The organism is Flavobacterium ginsenosidimutans (assembly GCF_003254625.1).
Taxonomy (GTDB): Bacteria; Bacteroidota; Bacteroidia; order Flavobacteriales; family Flavobacteriaceae; genus Flavobacterium; species Flavobacterium ginsenosidimutans.
On record NZ_QJRJ01000076.1, the window covers coordinates 247452 to 263495 of the forward strand.

Genomic DNA, 16044 nt, shown 5'->3' on the forward strand with positions numbered 1-16044 from the left:
CACGAATTCACAAATTATACTGATTTAATATTATTGTTAAACCTAACAGGTTTAAAAACCTGTTAGGTTTGGACTCTTTTAATAACTTTTTTTATTTGGCTTGCTGCTCATATAAAACGTAATTTTTCCTCCGTTTATAACATCTTCATGTTTTAAAAACGGTTTATCTAATTGTTTTCCATTCAATAACACTTTGCTCACAAATACGTTTTTATCAGATTGATTAACTGTTGAAACTTCAAAAGTTTTTCCATTTTCCAAATTCAAAACAGTATTTTTTATTAGCGGACTTCCTAAAGCATATTCATCAGAACCTGGCGCGACAGGATAAAATCCTAAACTGCTAAAAATATACCAAGCGCTCATTTGTCCGAAATCGTCATTTCCTCCTAAACCATCAGCACCGTTTCTGTACATTTTTTTCAAAATCATTCTAATTTTATCTTGAGCTTTCCACGGAGAATCTGTCCAATTGTATAAGTACACAACGTGATGCGAGGGTTCATTTCCATGAACATAATTCCCAATGATTCCATCTCTTGTAATGTCTTCTGTATTTTCAAAATATTTATCTGGAAGATGCATGTTGAATAATGAATCTAAACGAACTTTAAATTTCTCATTTCCGCCCATTAATTTAATCATATCGGCAGGATCTTGCGGAACGTACAAGCTGTAATTCCAAGAATTTCCTTCAATAAAACCTTGTCCATGGGTATCTAACGGATCAAATTCTTTTTTGAAAGTTCCATCATTTAATTTCGGACGCATGAAACCTGTTTTTTCATCATACACATTTTTATAATTTTTCGATCTATTGATGAATTCATTATAAATTTCTGTCTTTCCTAATTTCTTTGCTGCCTGTGCAATTGCCCAATCGTCATAAGCATATTCTAGCGTTTTAGAAACCGAAGCGCCGTTTTTATCCTCTGGAACATATCCTTTATTCATGTAAAATTCTAGTCCGTCATAATATGCCACTTTTGCAGTATTCACACAGGCTTGAAGCGCTTTTTCTGCATCAAAACTAATATTTCCTTTTACAATGGCATCTGCCACAACTGAAACTGAATGATACCCAATCATACACCAATTTTCATTAGCATAATGCGACCAAATTGGAAGCATTTTATGAACGCTTTGGTCTGAATGTGCTAACATCGAACTTACCATATCGGCGTTTCTTTTGGGCTGCACAATATTAAATAATGGATGCAAAGCGCGATACGTATCCCAAAGTGAATAACTGGTATAATTGGTGAAATTTTCGGCTTTGTGAACATTCATATCCAGACCTTTATAATTTCGGTCTAAATCCATGTATTCTGTCGGACCAAGAAAAGCATGATACATTGCGGTATAAAAATTGACCAAATCTTCCTTTTGAATAGTTTCAATCTGAATTTTATTCAATTCTTTATTCCAAATGTCCTGACTTTGTTTTTTTACTTTTTCAAAATCCCAATCAGGGGTTTCTTTTTTCATGTTTTCTAATGCTCCAGCAGAACTTACAGGCGATAAAGCCATTTTTATTTTGATTTTTTCGCCTTCATTGGTATCAAAATCAAAAAACAATTTCAAGTTTTGTCCTGCCATTTCTGGAAAGTTTTTCGTTTGATCGAATCTTCCCCAAAAACCTCTATAAACACTTTTTTCTTGAGCAGCTTGCCCGTAACTTTTAATGGGTTTATTGAAAGACATTGCGAAATAAACCGTTCTAGTTCTTGCCCAGCCATTTGTTTGGCGATATCCAGTTATCAAAGTATCATTTTCTACCCGAACAAATGTCCAGACATTCTTTTTATCGTAATTGTAAATTCCAGAAGTTAAATCTAAAATGATGTGCGCTTGATCCGATTTTGGAAAAGTATATTGATGCATTCCAACACGAGTTGTCGCTGTCAATTCTGCTTTTATTTTATGATCTTCCAGAAAAACGCTATAATATGCTGGTTCTGCTTTTTCAGTCGAATGTAAAAATGCCGATCTATAACCTGATAAAGGTTTTGATGCCACACCCGGATTTAATTGTAGTTTTCCTGTTGTAGGCATAATTAAAAAATCGCCCAAATCAGAATGCCCTGTCCCGCTGAAATGCGTGTGACTAAAACCTAGAATCGTTTTATCTTCATATTGATAACCTGCACAATATTTATAAACCTCTCCATTGTATTTTCCGCTTAAACTGTAAGCGATTGTGTCAGTTTCTGGACTCAATTGCACGCTTCCAAAAGGAACTGTCGCACCTGGATAAGTATGTCCCATTTTCGCAGTTCCAATCATTGGATCTACATATTGAATTAGATTTCGCTTTTCGTCGGCTTTCTTTTGCCCAATTATAGTATTGGAAAAAAGCATTAAAACCGATATACCGAAAAGAAATTTGACGCAGTTTATCTTAGCCATTTTATAATTTTTTGTGGAAATATTTGCTGTTATTTTAATTCAGAAAAGTACAACAAAAACTGTTTTTAAAAAACATAAATTTAGCAGAACTCAAAAGGTTTAAATATCTTTGATATACTAAAAATATATAGTAAGCATGAAAAAATATATTGCATTTCTACTTTCATTTTATTCGACATTAATTTTTTCTCAAAAAGTAGAAAGCTATAAATTAACCAAACAAGAAATTTCAGAAAGAGAACTTAAAGATGTAACCGATTTTCCTATTTACAAAGCATTTGAATTCAGTGATAAAGGAGGCGTTTACGAATTGGTTTTAGCCGAAAATCAAAAAACAATTTCTAAAAAAGATACTTTAAATACCAAAATACAAGCAATCTGTGTAGTTAATGATCACGGCGGATTTTTAGAAAAATGGAGAATTAATGATCTTCTTGAAGATTATGAGCCAAAAGAAACTAACATTTGGTTTTGGACAAAATATTGTAATACAAAAGACATTGACGGCGACGGTTATATTGATCCTATTGTAGTTTATGGAACCAGAACAGAAGATGGCTATATAAGAAGAGTAAAAATTATTACGCTTTACAAAACAAAAAAATACGTTATTCGCGCAGTTGAGTGCGATTTAGACGATTGCAGAAGTTTTAAAAAGGATCAAAATTGGAATACGCTTCCGCAGAAAATTAAAACCTATGTTGATCAATTGCTGGCTAAAATGAGAAAAGAACAGGATTTGCTTTTGAAAAACGGCTAAATTTTAATTGTTAATTGTTAATTGTAAATGGTGAATTATCAACAACAATCAATCATTAACAATTTACAATTAACAATTATTTTTACTCGTTCATTTCGTCGTAACGTTCTGGAACTTGTGGATCGTAAAGCGGACATTTGAATTCTTCCATGATATCTACTAATTTATTCATGGTTTTTCCTTCTGTTCCGTAGCAGTCAATTTTTATGCTTTGTGGTGTGGTAATAACTTGAAATGCACCTTTTCCTTTTGGGTTTTTCCAGCTGTTTTCATCCACTCTTTCCCAGTCTGAAAAGACAGAATTGATCCTATTTACGATTACATCAATTTGAAGAACGGCTAGACCTTCAACTTCTTCTTTTTCAAGCAGCGCTTCATAAACTTCTTGATTATTAAGGTAGATTTCGTCTAGATATTTCCAAAAAAGTAATTCGTACATAATATAATGTGTTAAAAAAACATAGAGATGCACAATTATGCATCTCTAAATTTAATAATTATTTTAAAAGTTTCAAAGTCTTTGCAACTCTGAACCTTTGAATCTTTACAACTAGATTAATAATTGAATGTTCCGTATTCACTTGTAATGGTAAGTTTCTTCTCTTCTGAAGCTTCCACTCTACCTACGATTTGCGCATCAACATTGAATGATTTTGAAATTTCAATAATATCTTGTGCAATGTTTTCTGGAACGTAAAGCTCCATTCTGTGTCCACAGTTGAAAACTTGATACATTTCTTTCCAATCTGTTTTTGATTGTTCTTGAATTAATTTGAACAATGGTGGTACTGGAAATAAATTGTCTTTTATAACGTGTAAATCTTTTACGAAGTGTAAAATTTTAGTCTGAGCGCCTCCGCTGCAGTGTACCATTCCGTGAATATCCTCTGGAGTATATTTATCTAAAATTTTCTTGATAATTGGCGCGTAAGTTCTTGTTGGAGAAAGCACTAATTGTCCAGCATTGATCGGGCTGTTTTCCACTTCATCAGTTAAGTTTACTTGTCCAGAATAAATTAATTCTTCTGGAACTGCTGCATCATAACTTTCTGGATATTTTTTAGCCAAATATTTTCCGAAAACATCGTGACGCGCAGAAGTAAGTCCGTTACTTCCCATTCCGCCGTTATAGCTTTTTTCATAAGTTGCCTGACCAAAAGAAGCCAAACCAACAATTACGTCTCCAGCTTTAATATTTGCATTGTCTACAACATCTGCACGTTTCATACGAGCTGTAACTGTAGAATCTACTATAATTGTACGAACAACATCTCCAACATCAGCAGTTTCTCCACCTGTTGAGTGAATGGTAACGCCGAATGATTTTAATTCGTTGATTAATTCTTCTGTTCCGTTGATGATTGCCGAAATAACTTCAGCTGGAATTAAGTTTTTATTTCTTCCAATTGTTGAAGAAAGCAGAATATTATCAGTCGCACCAACACATAATAAATCATCAATATTCATGATTAATGCGTCTTGCGCAATTCCTTTCCAAACAGAAAGATCTCCAGTTTCTTTCCAATACATATATGCCAAAGATGACTTTGTTCCTGCTCCGTCAGCGTGCATAATAAGGCAATGATCGTTGTCCTGAGTTAAATAATCAGGTACAATTTTACAAAATGCCTGAGGAAATAAACCTTTGTCAATATTTTTTATAGCGTTATGTACGTCTTCTTTTGATGCCGAAACACCTCTTTGTGCATATCTCTTGCTAGAATCTGAACTCATGAAAATTAGTTTGTGTTGATGTGGTGCAAAGATAATCCCTTTTTTTAATTCTTTTGCTTATTCAAATATAGGTTTCAAAAAAAATCACTATTTGATATAAAAAAACCTGCCTTAAAAAAGACAGGTTATATATAATAGGTATAGAAACGATTATTTAGTAAATAATAATTCTCTGTATTTTGTCAATGTCCAGCTTTCGTCATCAACCAAAAGCTCCAATTTATCACAGTGATTACGGATATCTTCAAAATAAGGTTTTACTTTATTGCAGTATGCTTCAGCCATTTTTTGACCGTCAGTCAATTGATTTGCTTTTTTTCTTTCATTGGTCATTGCCAATACTTTAGAATTAATCCCTTCAATATGGCCTGAGATTTCTTTAATTAAAACAATCTGCTCGCTTGCAATCGTTTCAAATTCTTTTCCGAAAATCTCTTTTAAGCCCTTTACATTTTCAATTAAGGTATTTTGGTAGCGAATTGCGGTTGGAATAACATGATTTCTAGCAATATCTCCTAAAACTCTTCCTTCAATCTGGATTTTTTTAGTGTATTCTTCCAATTCAATTTCGTAACGAGCTTCAGCTTCAACGTGGTTAAAGATTCCTAATTCTTCAAATAAATCCAAAGCTTGTTTAGAAACCTTAGCTTTAATAGCTTCTGGAGTTGTTTTAAAATTGCTTAACCCTCTTTTTGCAGCTTCTTTTTCCCAAGCTTCGCTGTAACCGTCACCTTCAAAAAGAATCTTTTTAGATTGTTTAATGTATTCTCTTAAAACATTAAAAATAGCATCATCCTTTTTCATGTCTTTCGACTCGATTAGGTTTTCCACTTCGTTTTTAAAGTCAATTAACTGTTTTGCCACAATCGCATTCAAAGTTGTCATTGCATTTGAACAGTTTGAATTTGAACCAACTGCTCTAAACTCAAATTTATTTCCTGTAAAAGCAAAAGGCGAAGTTCTATTTCTGTCTGTATTGTCTAATAATACGTCTGGAATTTTACCAACAACGTTCAGTTTCAAATCTGTTTTTTCTTCTGGCGAAAGTTTTCCTGTTGTAACGCTTTCTAACTCAGATAAAACTTTAGTTAATTGTGCACCAATAAATACCGACATAATTGCTGGCGGCGCTTCGTTTGCTCCTAACCTGTGGTCGTTACTTGCTGTTGCAATAGATGCTCTTAATAAAGTTTCGTTATCGTTTACTGCTTTTATCGTATTAATAAAGAAAGTCAAAAACTGTAAATTGCTCATTGGCGTTTTACTCGGACTTAATAAATTAACTCCAGTATCTGTAGCCAATGACCAGTTGTTGTGTTTTCCAGAACCGTTTACTCCTTTAAATGGTTTTTCGTGAAATAATACTTTAAAATCATGACGTTCAGCAACTCTTTGCATTACATCCATTAATAAAGAGTTGTGGTCAACAGCTAAATTAGTTTCTTCAAAAATTGGAGCCAACTCAAACTGATTTGGTGCAACCTCATTATGACGTGTTTTTACTGGAATTCCCAATAACATACATTCCTGTTCTAAATCTCTCATATAAGTAAGAGCGCGAGTTGGAATTGATCCAAAATAGTGATCATCTAACTGCTGTCCTTTTGCCGAAGTATGTCCTAATAAAGTTCTTCCAGTCATTACTAAATCAGGGCGAGAATTTGCTAAAGCTTTATCTATCAAGAAATATTCTTGTTCCCATCCTAAAGTTGCTGTTACCTTTTTTACATTTTTGTCAAAATATTTACAAACTTCTGTTGCTGCTTCATCAATTGCCGATAATGCTCTTAATAAAGGAATTTTATTATCTAAAGCTTCACCCGTGTAAGCAATAAAAACTGTTGGAATACATAAAGTTGTACCATATATAAAAGCTGGAGAAGTTGGATCCCAAGCTGTATAACCTCTTGCCTCAAAAGTATTTCTGATTCCGCCATTTGGAAAACTTGATGCATCTGGCTCTTGCTGAACCAATTGTGCGCCGCCAAATTTCTCTACAGGATCACTTCCGTCATAAGAAGTTTCAAAAAAAGCATCGTGTTTTTCTGCAGTAGTTCCTGTTAAAGGCTGAAACCAGTGTGTATAATGTGTAACTCCTTTCGCCAGAGCCCATTCTTTCATTCCCATGGCGATATAATCTGCCATCTTTCTGTCGATTTTTGTTCCGTGCTGAATGGCATCTCTTACTCCTTTAAAAGCATCTGGAGTTAAATATTGCTTCATTGCTTTTTCATTAAACACATTTGCACCAAAAAGATTAGATTTTCGGCCAATTTCTTCAAAATGTACTGGCTTTCTGTTTGAAGCTTGTTGTAAAGCTTGGAAACGTAATGTTGACATGGTTATGTATATTTTAATTCGTACTAATTTTCACTAAAAAAATGAGGAACAAAGATAAACAATAAATGAGCCTATTTTAAATATATCAAAGAGATTTTTAGTCATTGATTTTTCAATAGAAGATGCTTTTTTCGAAGAATAATGAATTCAAATCACAGAAATATCACAAAAGTGTACGGTAATATTGATTAAATAAACATTTTTTCATAATTTCTTAACTCAAGAATTCAAAAAAGTGCCGTAATTATTACGAATTTACATTTTTAGAGTTACTAAAATTGCTTTTTTTAAAATATACCCCTATCAAAATTGCGCTTATCCAAAAAATTATACTTCGATAAACAAAATAGCCCCCTAATTTTTAGGACTAAAAAAATAAATCTATATTTGACCCAACGAAAAAAAACAAAAAAATTAATTTATATTATTATGGCTAAAATTAAGTTAGAGTACATTTGGTTAGATGGATATGAACCAACTCAAAATCTTAGAAGTAAAACTAAAGTTGAAGAGCACGAAAACTTCAAAGGAACATTAGAAGAACTTGGAAACTGGTCATTTGATGGTTCGTCAACTAAACAAGCTGAAGGTGGTTCTTCTGACTGTCTTTTAGTACCTGTTGCAATTTATCCAGATCCAACTCGTATCAACGGATGGTTGGTAATGTCTGAAGTTATGTATGCAGACGGAACTCCACACCCTTCTAACGGTAGAGCTACAATTGATGATGATAATGACGATTTTTGGTTTGGTTTCGAACAAGAGTATTTCATCATGGATACTAAAACTCAACTTCCACTTGGTTTCCCAGTTGGAGGATACCCTGCTCCACAAGGGATGTACTACTGTTCAGTAGGTGGAAAAAACACACACGGTAGAAAATTAGTTGAAGAGCATGCTGATTTATGTATCGCTGCTGGAATCAACTTTGAAGGAATCAACCAAGAGGTTGCTTGCGGACAATGGGAATTCCAATTATTCGCTAAAGGAGCTAAAAAAGCTGGAGATGAAATCTGGGTTGCTCGTTACCTATTAGACCGTTTAACTGAGAAATATGGTTACTATATTGAATATCACCCAAAACCTCTAGGAGATACTGACTGGAATGGTTCTGGAATGCACGCTAACTTCTCTAACACTGTATTAAGAACATGTGGAGATCAAGCAACTTACGAAAGAATTTGTGAAGCTTTCCGTCCTGTTACTGCTGAGCACATCGCAGTTTACGGAGCTTACAATGACCAACGTTTAACTGGTAAACACGAAACTGCTTCTATCCACGATTTCTCTTATGGAGTTTCAGACAGAGGATGTTCTATCAGAATTCCTTTAATGACTGTTCAAAAAGGATGGAAAGGTTGGTTAGAAGACAGAAGACCAGCTTCAAACGGAGACCCTTACAAAATTGCTGCTAGAATTATCAAAACTGTTAACTCAGCGATCTAATTCAAAGCTTAATTTATATTCTAAAAAGTGCCAGCATTTATTTGCTGGCACTTTTTTTTATTAGTAAAATGCATTTCGACTTCGCTCAATGTGACAAACTGGAAACTTGAAAAATCTTCTTCTGTCAGTTCGAGCGGAGTCGAGAACCTTTTACTGCTCACTTTTCACATTCTCAAATTCAAACAAATTTTCTCTAACTTTAAAAGTAAGTTTCTTATAAAATTAATTTTTAAGTTAAACATCAAAACTTATCTTTGTACATCATTTAAAAAATTCATTTATGATAGTCTGGATTCTCTTTTTACTTGCTGTAATTTTTATTCTTGCTTTAGACCTTGGTGTCTTCAACAAAACGCCACATATTATTAGTACTAAAGAAGCCAGCAAATGGACTTTAATCTGGGTAACTTTATCTTTTCTTTTTTCTGGCGTAATCTACTGGCTATACACTACAGATTACATAGAAAACCCTGACGGTTTAAAACCTGCAGTTGCTTCAATGAAGTTTATTACTGGTTATTTGATAGAGCTTTCGCTAAGTGTGGACAATATCTTTGTTATTGCAATTATTTTTGCTTCGTTTAAGATTCCGCAAAAATACCAGCACCGCGTTTTATTCTGGGGAATTCTTGGAGCAATTGTTTTCCGTGGTTTGATGATTTTCTTCGGAGTAATGCTGATCAATAAATTTGCTTGGACAACTTATGTCTTTGGAGTTTTCTTAATATTTACTGCAATAAAAATGCTTTTCTCTGGCGAAGAAGAAGATTTTCATCCAAAAGATTCTTTCGTATACAAAACGTTAGGAAAAATTATGCCGATTACCTCTGAAATGGATGGTGAGAAATTTTTTATTTCAACTAAAACAGCAAAAAAAGCAGCAACTCCATTATTTGTAGCTTTGATCGTTATTGAAGTTATGGATGTTTTATTTGCTGTTGACAGTGTTCCTGCAATTCTTGCTATTACTAAAGATCCGTTTTTAGTATTCAGTTCTAATATTTTTGCTATTCTTGGATTACGTTCTATGTATTTCTTCTTGGCTAATATGCTGGCAAAATTCAGTTATTTAGAATACAGTTTAGTTGCAATTTTAGCTTTTGTAGGATTAAAAATGCTTTTACATGATTGGATACACGTTCCAGAATGGGCTTCTTTAGGGTTTATTGCCTTATCTCTTTTAGTTGGAATTTTAGTTTCCCTTAAGTTTGGACCAGAAAAAGTATTGACAGATTCTGAAAAGGAATAAGTTTTCAAAACATATAGATATAAAAAAAGGAAATCTCTCGATTTCCTTTTTTTATTTGTTTAATTTGATTAAAAGCTAAAACATAAGATAAATACTATGTTTTAACTTTTAAAAATAAGATATTACATATTTTATAAATACATTTATCTCATTATAAACCTTTAAATATTTTATCATGAGAAAATTTTATTATTATTTATTGTTCACTTTTATTATTACAGGATGTGATAATAAAGAAGAATTATCATCTAAAAGCCAATCTGGTAAAAATCCTACTCAAACCTACATTATTAATGGAGACATTATATATGAAGCAGAAATTACTGATGGCTCAAAACCTAAAAAACCTATATTAGTATATGACATTCCTGAAAAAACAAAAGATAATGCGAACTCGAAAAATAAAACTTACAAAACTTCAGAACACACTGTTTCTATAAATTTCGGCTATCCGCCAACTCATCCGTCAAATAGCGGATGCACGGTAAAAAGATATAATAACGGAAACTCTTATTATACAGATTCTGGAGTTTATGGAATTAACCCATATCCTTATCCTACTTCAGAAGGTAAGTCATGTTTAGTAAGAGGTTTTGGAACACCACATCATAATCTTTATTATGGGTCACTTATATTATTTGTAAGCAATAAAGAAGAAAAAAGAACTGATATAAGAAGCAGAGTTACAAGCCATAATGACAATCAGGGTTCTGCCATTTCAATTGAATATCCATTTAAAGCAAATGTTAGTTACGAAATAAATCTTACAGTCATATTCTACGATAATAGATACTTAATAGATAAAAAATTCAGTGATGGTTTCCCAACAGTATATGCCCAATTAAAAGATGATGGAATAATTACTCCGCCATACCTTAGAAACATAAATCTAGACCCATGTGTCAAAGATGGAGTGATTGGTTTAGACGCTACTGACTATGTAAATAATACCAGATCATTTACTTTAGACAGCCGAGGACAAATAGAAAGGTATATTAATTTCAAATTTTCTCCTACAAAAGAAAAAAAAGCTTTATTAATCTCACTTCATCCAAAAATTTCAGACGGATTATCAGCTATTCCAATTAATGATTACACAATGGCATTACCAATAATTAAGATTACAGAAAAACCATTTGACCCTTCTCTTAACGTAGAAATTAAGACAAGTGAAGGCGAAGGAAGAAGAGATATCATCAGGGGTAGGTAAGAAGTAATCATAAAAAAAGGAAATCTCACGATTTCCTTTTTTTTCAGTCTTAAAAACTTAGTTTAGTTTCTTAACATTACTATCATCAATATTATATTTCTTGATTACCGCATTATAATCTGAGTAATCTGCCTTATTTACAGATTTACCAAAAACCGCACCTGGGAGAATAACTACTCTAAAAGTTTTATTTGTAGTAAATGCAGCTGGTAAAAGAGCAGGATCAAAATCTGAATCTATAAAAATTGAAAATTGATCGTATGAAAAACTAAAATTATACTGAGCTGATCCATTAGAAAGATAATAAACCTGTGGTAAAAGCGCCCAAGTGTCAATTCCGTCATTAGTATTAACCAATTCATAGACTAAAAGATTATCACCTTGTGCTATAACTGGATCAAGAACATAAGTTCTTCCGTAATTATTAGCATTATTAAAATCTAAAGTAACTTCAAAAATTTCATTAACATTCCCAGGCAATCCATCCTGTCCATCTTGTCCTGGCACTCCCGGAGGCCCTTCTGGCCCTTCACAACTAGAAAATGCAACTAAACCAATAACTGCAAATAAGGTAAGTATCTTTTTCATAACATATTTTTTTTAAGTATTATACTATAAAGGTATTCCAAAAATCAAACCAAAAAAAGTGATCTGGCTTAATTTAAAATAAAAATGTCCTTATTTTTTTGCAGTAACCTGATTCTTAGCTAGTATTTTACTAAAAAATAATGCATGATACGGAAGTGAATTTTCCCAATAATCCCAAGTATGCGCTCCTGGTCTTTCGGTATAATCATGATCAACTTTATTATAAACCAATCTTCTGTGCAATTCTCTGTTTGGTTCAATTAAAAAATCATCTACTCCGCAATCTATTATTAATGGCAATTTGTTTGCTTTTAATTTATCAGCCATTCTTAGAACAGAATTTTGCTCATACAATTCTGTATTACCGCTTTTATCTCCAAAAACAGGCTGCATTAATTTTACAATTTGCGCCGAAGAATCCCTGTTAAGCATCGTACTCATATCTACCGCACCGCTCATACTTCCAGCTGCGCAAAACAAATCGGGATGTTTGGCAGATAAATATAATGCGCCATGTCCGCCCATCGAAAGACCTGTAATTACCCTTCCGTTTTTAGCGGCAATCGTTCGGTATGTTTTGTCTACTTTTTGCACAACTTCCTGTGTAATAAAAGTCTCAAACTGACTTTCTTTGTTTACAGGACTATCAATATAAAAACTAAACGTCTCACCTTCTGGCATTACGATAATCATATTATACTGATCTGCCAGATTATGAACCAGTTTTTTGTTTGGCGTATTTTTAAGCCAATCGCTAAAATGTCCGTAAGCCCCATGCAACAAGTACATAACCGGAAAAGCCGATTTACTTTTTGCATAAGAATTTGGTAAAACTACCGCAGCTTTATAGGTTTTCCCCATAGCGGTACTGGCGACTTGTAAAGTATCTACTTTTGCTGCGTATGTCATGGTGGTAAGACAAAGCAAAAATGCAGATAATAGCATTTTGATTTTTTTCATTTTCGATATTTTTTTCTGATTAGGGTCTGTAAATATACTTTTTTTCAGAATAAAATATATGAAAAATCCGACCAGCTTTTGACTAGTCGGATTTTCTATTTTTTCTGCCACTTCAGATTTGCAATCAGAATAAAATAATTCTTAATTCAATCGCAGTTTTGCAATATTGTTTCTCTCAAATGCAATAAGAATAAGTTCTTATTAATTTATGTAATTTGGGACAAAACATTTTTTTAACCTATAACTTGAACAATAACAAATAGCAAAACTTTTTGTGGCAAAAAAACTAACTAATTATGATCTTGTGTTCGTGACGGTATTGCGATGCACTTTTTCCTGTATATTGTTTGAATGATTTACTAAAGTGGCTAAAATTATTAAAACCGCTTTCATAACAAACTTCATTAATACTCATTGGCTGTTCTGCCAAAAGTTTAGAGGCGTGCACCAAACGATATTCGTTCACAAACTCTGTAAATGTTTTATTCGAAATCTTTTTAAAATAACGACAGAACGAAGGCGTAGTCATACTTACCAGACTCGAAACCTCATCTATAGAAATAGATTCCTGAAAATGATCTTTCACAAAATTGAAAACCACATTCATACGGTCATTATCCTGAGTCTGAAGTTCCATTGAAAATCCATCTGCATTCAAAATGGTATACTCCTCAGCTGATTCTAATTCGTCCAAAACGCTCAAAAGTGTCATCAATCTTTGAAATGGCGGTTCGTTTTCCATCATTTCAATTTTCTTCCCTATACGTTTTTTTGTTTCGCCTCCAAAAGCGATTCCGCCTTTAGCCTGCTTCAAAATATTTTGCACCCTTTTCATTTCTGGAGCAACAAAAAAATCGCTTCCTAAAAATTCAGGTTTAATATGAATAACCGTTTCATTCGTATTCCCTGTCTGCTCATTTGTAAAACCGCAATGCGGTAAATTAGCTCCTATTAAAAGTAAACTACCATTGGTATAATAAGAAACATGGCTCCCTATTTGTCTTTTTCCAGCCCCGCCATTAATATAAACCAACTCAATTTCTGGATGATAATGCCATAAATGAGCTTTGCTATTGGTCTTTTCGGCGTGTTTGGTGTAGGTAAAAGAACTTCCGTATGAGTTAGTTATCACTTCAAGAGCTGGGGCAATAGTCTTCATGATAATTTCTTTAAAAAATAATAGCAAATTTAACAAAAACACCTAAAATAATTTAAATTTTAACCTACAACGGTTTCGTAAATGCGAATTTTACATTAAAATAACGTTCTTAACACTGAAAAATTTATAGCAAAATCGGCTTTTTTTTAGGGTCTTATTTTTTTTCTCCACTTTTTTTTTATTTATCCCATTTAAAACGTGATTTTATACAAATATGTGAAATTTTGTAAGAAAGATGGAAATTTTATGAAGTATCAAGTTTTTAAAAAACTTTGAAGAAAAACAATCAAATTAACAAAAACACAACATTAAAGTCAAATTTTAACCTATAACGGTTTCGTAAATGAGAATATAGCATAGAAATTGGAAAATATAGATGTTAAAATAACACACATGCTGCTATAACTTTGCCTCAGAGAAATGAACGAAAAAAATTTAATACTATAGAATATGAAAAAGATTATGAAATTAAGTTTAGTATGTGCAGTACTTCTAACAGGAATGAGTACTTATGCAATTGATGGAAATGAAGCGTTAAATCTTCATGTATTAAAAGGAAATGGCAAGGTAATTGCTTTTGGAATTAATCAATTACAAAAAGCTGTTATCAGTATATACGATATTAATGGTAATTTAATCTATACTGAAAATGCTTCTGGTAAAGAAGGAATCTTAAGAACTTTCAGTTTAGAAGAATTTCCACAAGGAAAATACATTTTAGAAGTTGCTGACAGCTACAAAAAAGTAAAATACGATATTACAGTAGATGCTAAAACTTCTGTTTTATCTTCAAAAGGAACTACTTCTTTAAACTAAGAAGATATTAAAGTTAAGTGCTACTTCACGGCACTTAAAATTTTATACTCTTAATACAGTATAAAAAGTGAGGTTAGATAGTTAGTAAGTTAAAAACTTTCAAAAGTTTTAAAAACAGCTCTTTGTGGTTACTGAGCTGTTTTTTTTTGCTCTTTACATTTTGAGTTATAAAATTTTACCGCAAAGTTTTTTTACCGCAAAGTGCGCTAAGATTTACGCAAAGCGCGCTAAGTTTTTTGAGTAAATTTTATAGAATAAAAAAGTTCGCAAAGCTTTATCGTAATATAGCTTTGCGAACTTTGCATTTATATGCATGCTCTTTGATAAAAAAACTTTGTGAACTTTGCGTAAATCTTTGTGAGCTTTGCGGTTATTGAACTGTTTTTTTGCTTTACCTTTTCTTCATGACGTTTTTTTTACGCAAAGAACGCAAGGTTTTTTTTTACCATTGAGCGCGTATATAAACGCAAAGTTCGCAAAGCTATACCTATATATAGATAAAGCTTTGCGAACTTTTATTCTTTAGAATTTACTCAAAAAACTTAGCGCGCTTTGCGTAAATCTTAGCGCCCTTTGCGTTAAAACAAAACACAATAAAAAAAACTTAGAACCTCGGAATCTTAGCAACTTAGCATCTTTTCAAAATTCCTACATTTTCTAAGCCAATCTTTAATTCAATGTAAATTAAAAATCACGAAAAACGTTGAAAAATAATAACCGATTTAACGAAAACGATAAATATAATTCATATTTTAACCTATAACGGTTTCGTAAATGAGAATATAGCATAGAAATTGGAAAATACAGTTGTGATTTTTTACTTACATCTGAAGTAATTTAGCATCAGAGAATTAGAAGAAATATTAATTAAAAACTAATTACCATGAAAAAGATTATCAGATTGAGTTTAGTAGCAGCGTTGCTTTTTACAGGAATTAGCACATACGCAATTGATGGAACTGGAGAGTTTAATCTTCACGTAATTAAAGCTAATGGAAAATTAATCACTTTCGCTCTTAATCAAACGCAGAAAGCTAATTTGGCAATTTACGATAAAGAAGGAACTCTAATTTATTCTGAAACTGCTTCTGGGAAAGATGGAATATTAAGAACTTTTAGTTTACAAGAATTCCCAGAAGGAACTTATTTCTTAGAAGTTGAAGACAATATCAAAAAAGCAAAATATGAAATTACAATAACTGATGAAAATACTGTTTTATCTAAAAATGCAGTTTCTTCAGTTTACAAACCAGGTTTTGCTAAAAATACAAGCGTAGCAGTACGCTAGAAAAGTTTTATACTCTTATACAGTATAAAAAGTGAGGTTAGATAGTTAGTAAGTTAAAAACTTTCAAAAGTTTTAAAAACAGCTC

Annotated in this window: 13 protein-coding genes; 6 read left to right on the top strand and 7 right to left on the bottom strand. The window is 32.4% G+C overall.

Features of this window, described 5'->3' with window-relative positions:
• Positions 1–78 precede the first annotated feature (78 nt).
• Positions 79–2409, bottom strand: a complete 2331-nt coding sequence (locus DM444_RS11800; RefSeq protein ID WP_111286849.1) for a GH92 family glycosyl hydrolase — start codon at positions 2407–2409, stop codon at positions 79–81.
• Positions 2410–2545: 136 nt separating this feature from the next.
• Here DM444_RS11800 and DM444_RS11805 point away from each other — a divergent pair, with 136 nt between their 5' ends.
• Positions 2546–3169 carry a M949_RS01915 family surface polysaccharide biosynthesis protein gene (locus DM444_RS11805; protein ID WP_111286851.1) on the top strand — a complete coding sequence of 208 codons (624 nt, stop codon included), beginning with the start codon at positions 2546–2548 and terminating at the stop codon, positions 3167–3169.
• Between the two features lie 82 nt (positions 3170–3251).
• On the opposite strand, the gene DM444_RS11810 is transcribed toward DM444_RS11805, so the two are convergent.
• From DM444_RS11810 to DM444_RS11820, 3 genes are all read right to left on the bottom strand, one after another.
• On the bottom strand, positions 3252–3608 hold the full coding sequence (locus DM444_RS11810) for a hypothetical protein (RefSeq protein ID WP_111286853.1): 357 nt from the start codon (positions 3606–3608) through the stop codon (positions 3252–3254).
• Positions 3609–3724: 116 nt separating this feature from the next.
• Positions 3725–4903, bottom strand: a complete 1179-nt coding sequence (locus DM444_RS11815; protein ID WP_111286855.1) for an AIR synthase related protein — start codon at positions 4901–4903, stop codon at positions 3725–3727.
• A 150-nt stretch (positions 4904–5053) separates the two neighbouring features.
• The gene (locus DM444_RS11820) at positions 5054–7243 is read right to left on the bottom strand and encodes a glutamine synthetase III family protein (RefSeq protein WP_111286857.1); all 2190 of its coding nucleotides are present in this window, start codon (positions 7241–7243) and stop codon (positions 5054–5056) included.
• A gap of 429 nt (positions 7244–7672) precedes the next feature.
• Here DM444_RS11820 and DM444_RS11825 point away from each other — a divergent pair, with 429 nt between their 5' ends.
• From DM444_RS11825 to DM444_RS11835, 3 genes are all read left to right on the top strand, one after another.
• Positions 7673–8689, top strand: a complete 1017-nt coding sequence (locus DM444_RS11825) for a glutamine synthetase beta-grasp domain-containing protein (protein WP_111286892.1) — start codon at positions 7673–7675, stop codon at positions 8687–8689.
• Between the two features lie 280 nt (positions 8690–8969).
• A complete protein-coding gene (locus DM444_RS11830) occupies positions 8970–9938 on the top strand; it encodes a TerC family protein (RefSeq protein ID WP_111286859.1) in 969 nt (322 codons plus the stop codon).
• 175 nt (positions 9939–10113) lie between these two features.
• Positions 10114–11148, top strand: coding sequence for a hypothetical protein (locus DM444_RS11835; protein ID WP_111286861.1), 1035 nt, complete (start codon positions 10114–10116; stop codon positions 11146–11148).
• A gap of 57 nt (positions 11149–11205) precedes the next feature.
• On the opposite strand, the gene DM444_RS11840 is transcribed toward DM444_RS11835, so the two are convergent.
• The 3 genes from DM444_RS11840 to DM444_RS11850 all read right to left on the bottom strand — a co-directional run bounded on the left by DM444_RS11840 (position 11206) and on the right by DM444_RS11850 (position 13855).
• Entirely contained in the window at positions 11206–11736 is a 531-nt protein-coding gene (locus tag DM444_RS11840; RefSeq protein WP_111286863.1) for a hypothetical protein, read from the bottom strand.
• Between the two features lie 90 nt (positions 11737–11826).
• Positions 11827–12696, bottom strand: coding sequence for an alpha/beta hydrolase (locus DM444_RS11845; protein WP_111286865.1), 870 nt, complete (start codon positions 12694–12696; stop codon positions 11827–11829).
• 286 nt (positions 12697–12982) lie between these two features.
• A complete protein-coding gene (locus DM444_RS11850) occupies positions 12983–13855 on the bottom strand; it encodes an AraC family transcriptional regulator (protein ID WP_111286867.1) in 873 nt (290 codons plus the stop codon).
• A 450-nt stretch (positions 13856–14305) separates the two neighbouring features.
• Here DM444_RS11850 and DM444_RS11855 point away from each other — a divergent pair, with 450 nt between their 5' ends.
• Positions 14306–14671, top strand: a complete 366-nt coding sequence (locus DM444_RS11855; protein ID WP_111286869.1) for a DUF3244 domain-containing protein — start codon at positions 14306–14308, stop codon at positions 14669–14671.
• A gap of 883 nt (positions 14672–15554) precedes the next feature.
• Complete coding sequence (locus DM444_RS11860) at positions 15555–15959, top strand: T9SS type A sorting domain-containing protein (RefSeq protein WP_111286871.1); 405 nt, start codon at positions 15555–15557, stop codon at positions 15957–15959.
• Positions 15960–16044 lie beyond the last annotated feature (85 nt).

Coding starts and splice junctions, on each gene's coding strand:
- DM444_RS11825 (WP_111286892.1), top strand. CDS start 7,673: ATGGCTAAAATTAAGTTAGAGTACATTTGGTTAGATGGATATGAACCA.
- DM444_RS11860 (WP_111286871.1), top strand. CDS start 15,555: ATGAAAAAGATTATCAGATTGAGTTTAGTAGCAGCGTTGCTTTTTACA.
- DM444_RS11830 (WP_111286859.1), top strand. CDS start 8,970: ATGATAGTCTGGATTCTCTTTTTACTTGCTGTAATTTTTATTCTTGCT.
- DM444_RS11805 (WP_111286851.1), top strand. CDS start 2,546: ATGAAAAAATATATTGCATTTCTACTTTCATTTTATTCGACATTAATT.
- DM444_RS11835 (WP_111286861.1), top strand. CDS start 10,114: ATGAGAAAATTTTATTATTATTTATTGTTCACTTTTATTATTACAGGA.
- DM444_RS11850 (WP_111286867.1), bottom strand. CDS start 13,855: ATGAAGACTATTGCCCCAGCTCTTGAAGTGATAACTAACTCATACGGA.
- DM444_RS11810 (WP_111286853.1), bottom strand. CDS start 3,608: ATGTACGAATTACTTTTTTGGAAATATCTAGACGAAATCTACCTTAAT.
- DM444_RS11845 (WP_111286865.1), bottom strand. CDS start 12,696: ATGAAAAAAATCAAAATGCTATTATCTGCATTTTTGCTTTGTCTTACC.
- DM444_RS11800 (WP_111286849.1), bottom strand. CDS start 2,409: ATGGCTAAGATAAACTGCGTCAAATTTCTTTTCGGTATATCGGTTTTA.
- DM444_RS11855 (WP_111286869.1), top strand. CDS start 14,306: ATGAAAAAGATTATGAAATTAAGTTTAGTATGTGCAGTACTTCTAACA.
- DM444_RS11820 (WP_111286857.1), bottom strand. CDS start 7,243: ATGTCAACATTACGTTTCCAAGCTTTACAACAAGCTTCAAACAGAAAG.
- DM444_RS11840 (WP_111286863.1), bottom strand. CDS start 11,736: ATGAAAAAGATACTTACCTTATTTGCAGTTATTGGTTTAGTTGCATTT.
- DM444_RS11815 (WP_111286855.1), bottom strand. CDS start 4,903: ATGAGTTCAGATTCTAGCAAGAGATATGCACAAAGAGGTGTTTCGGCA.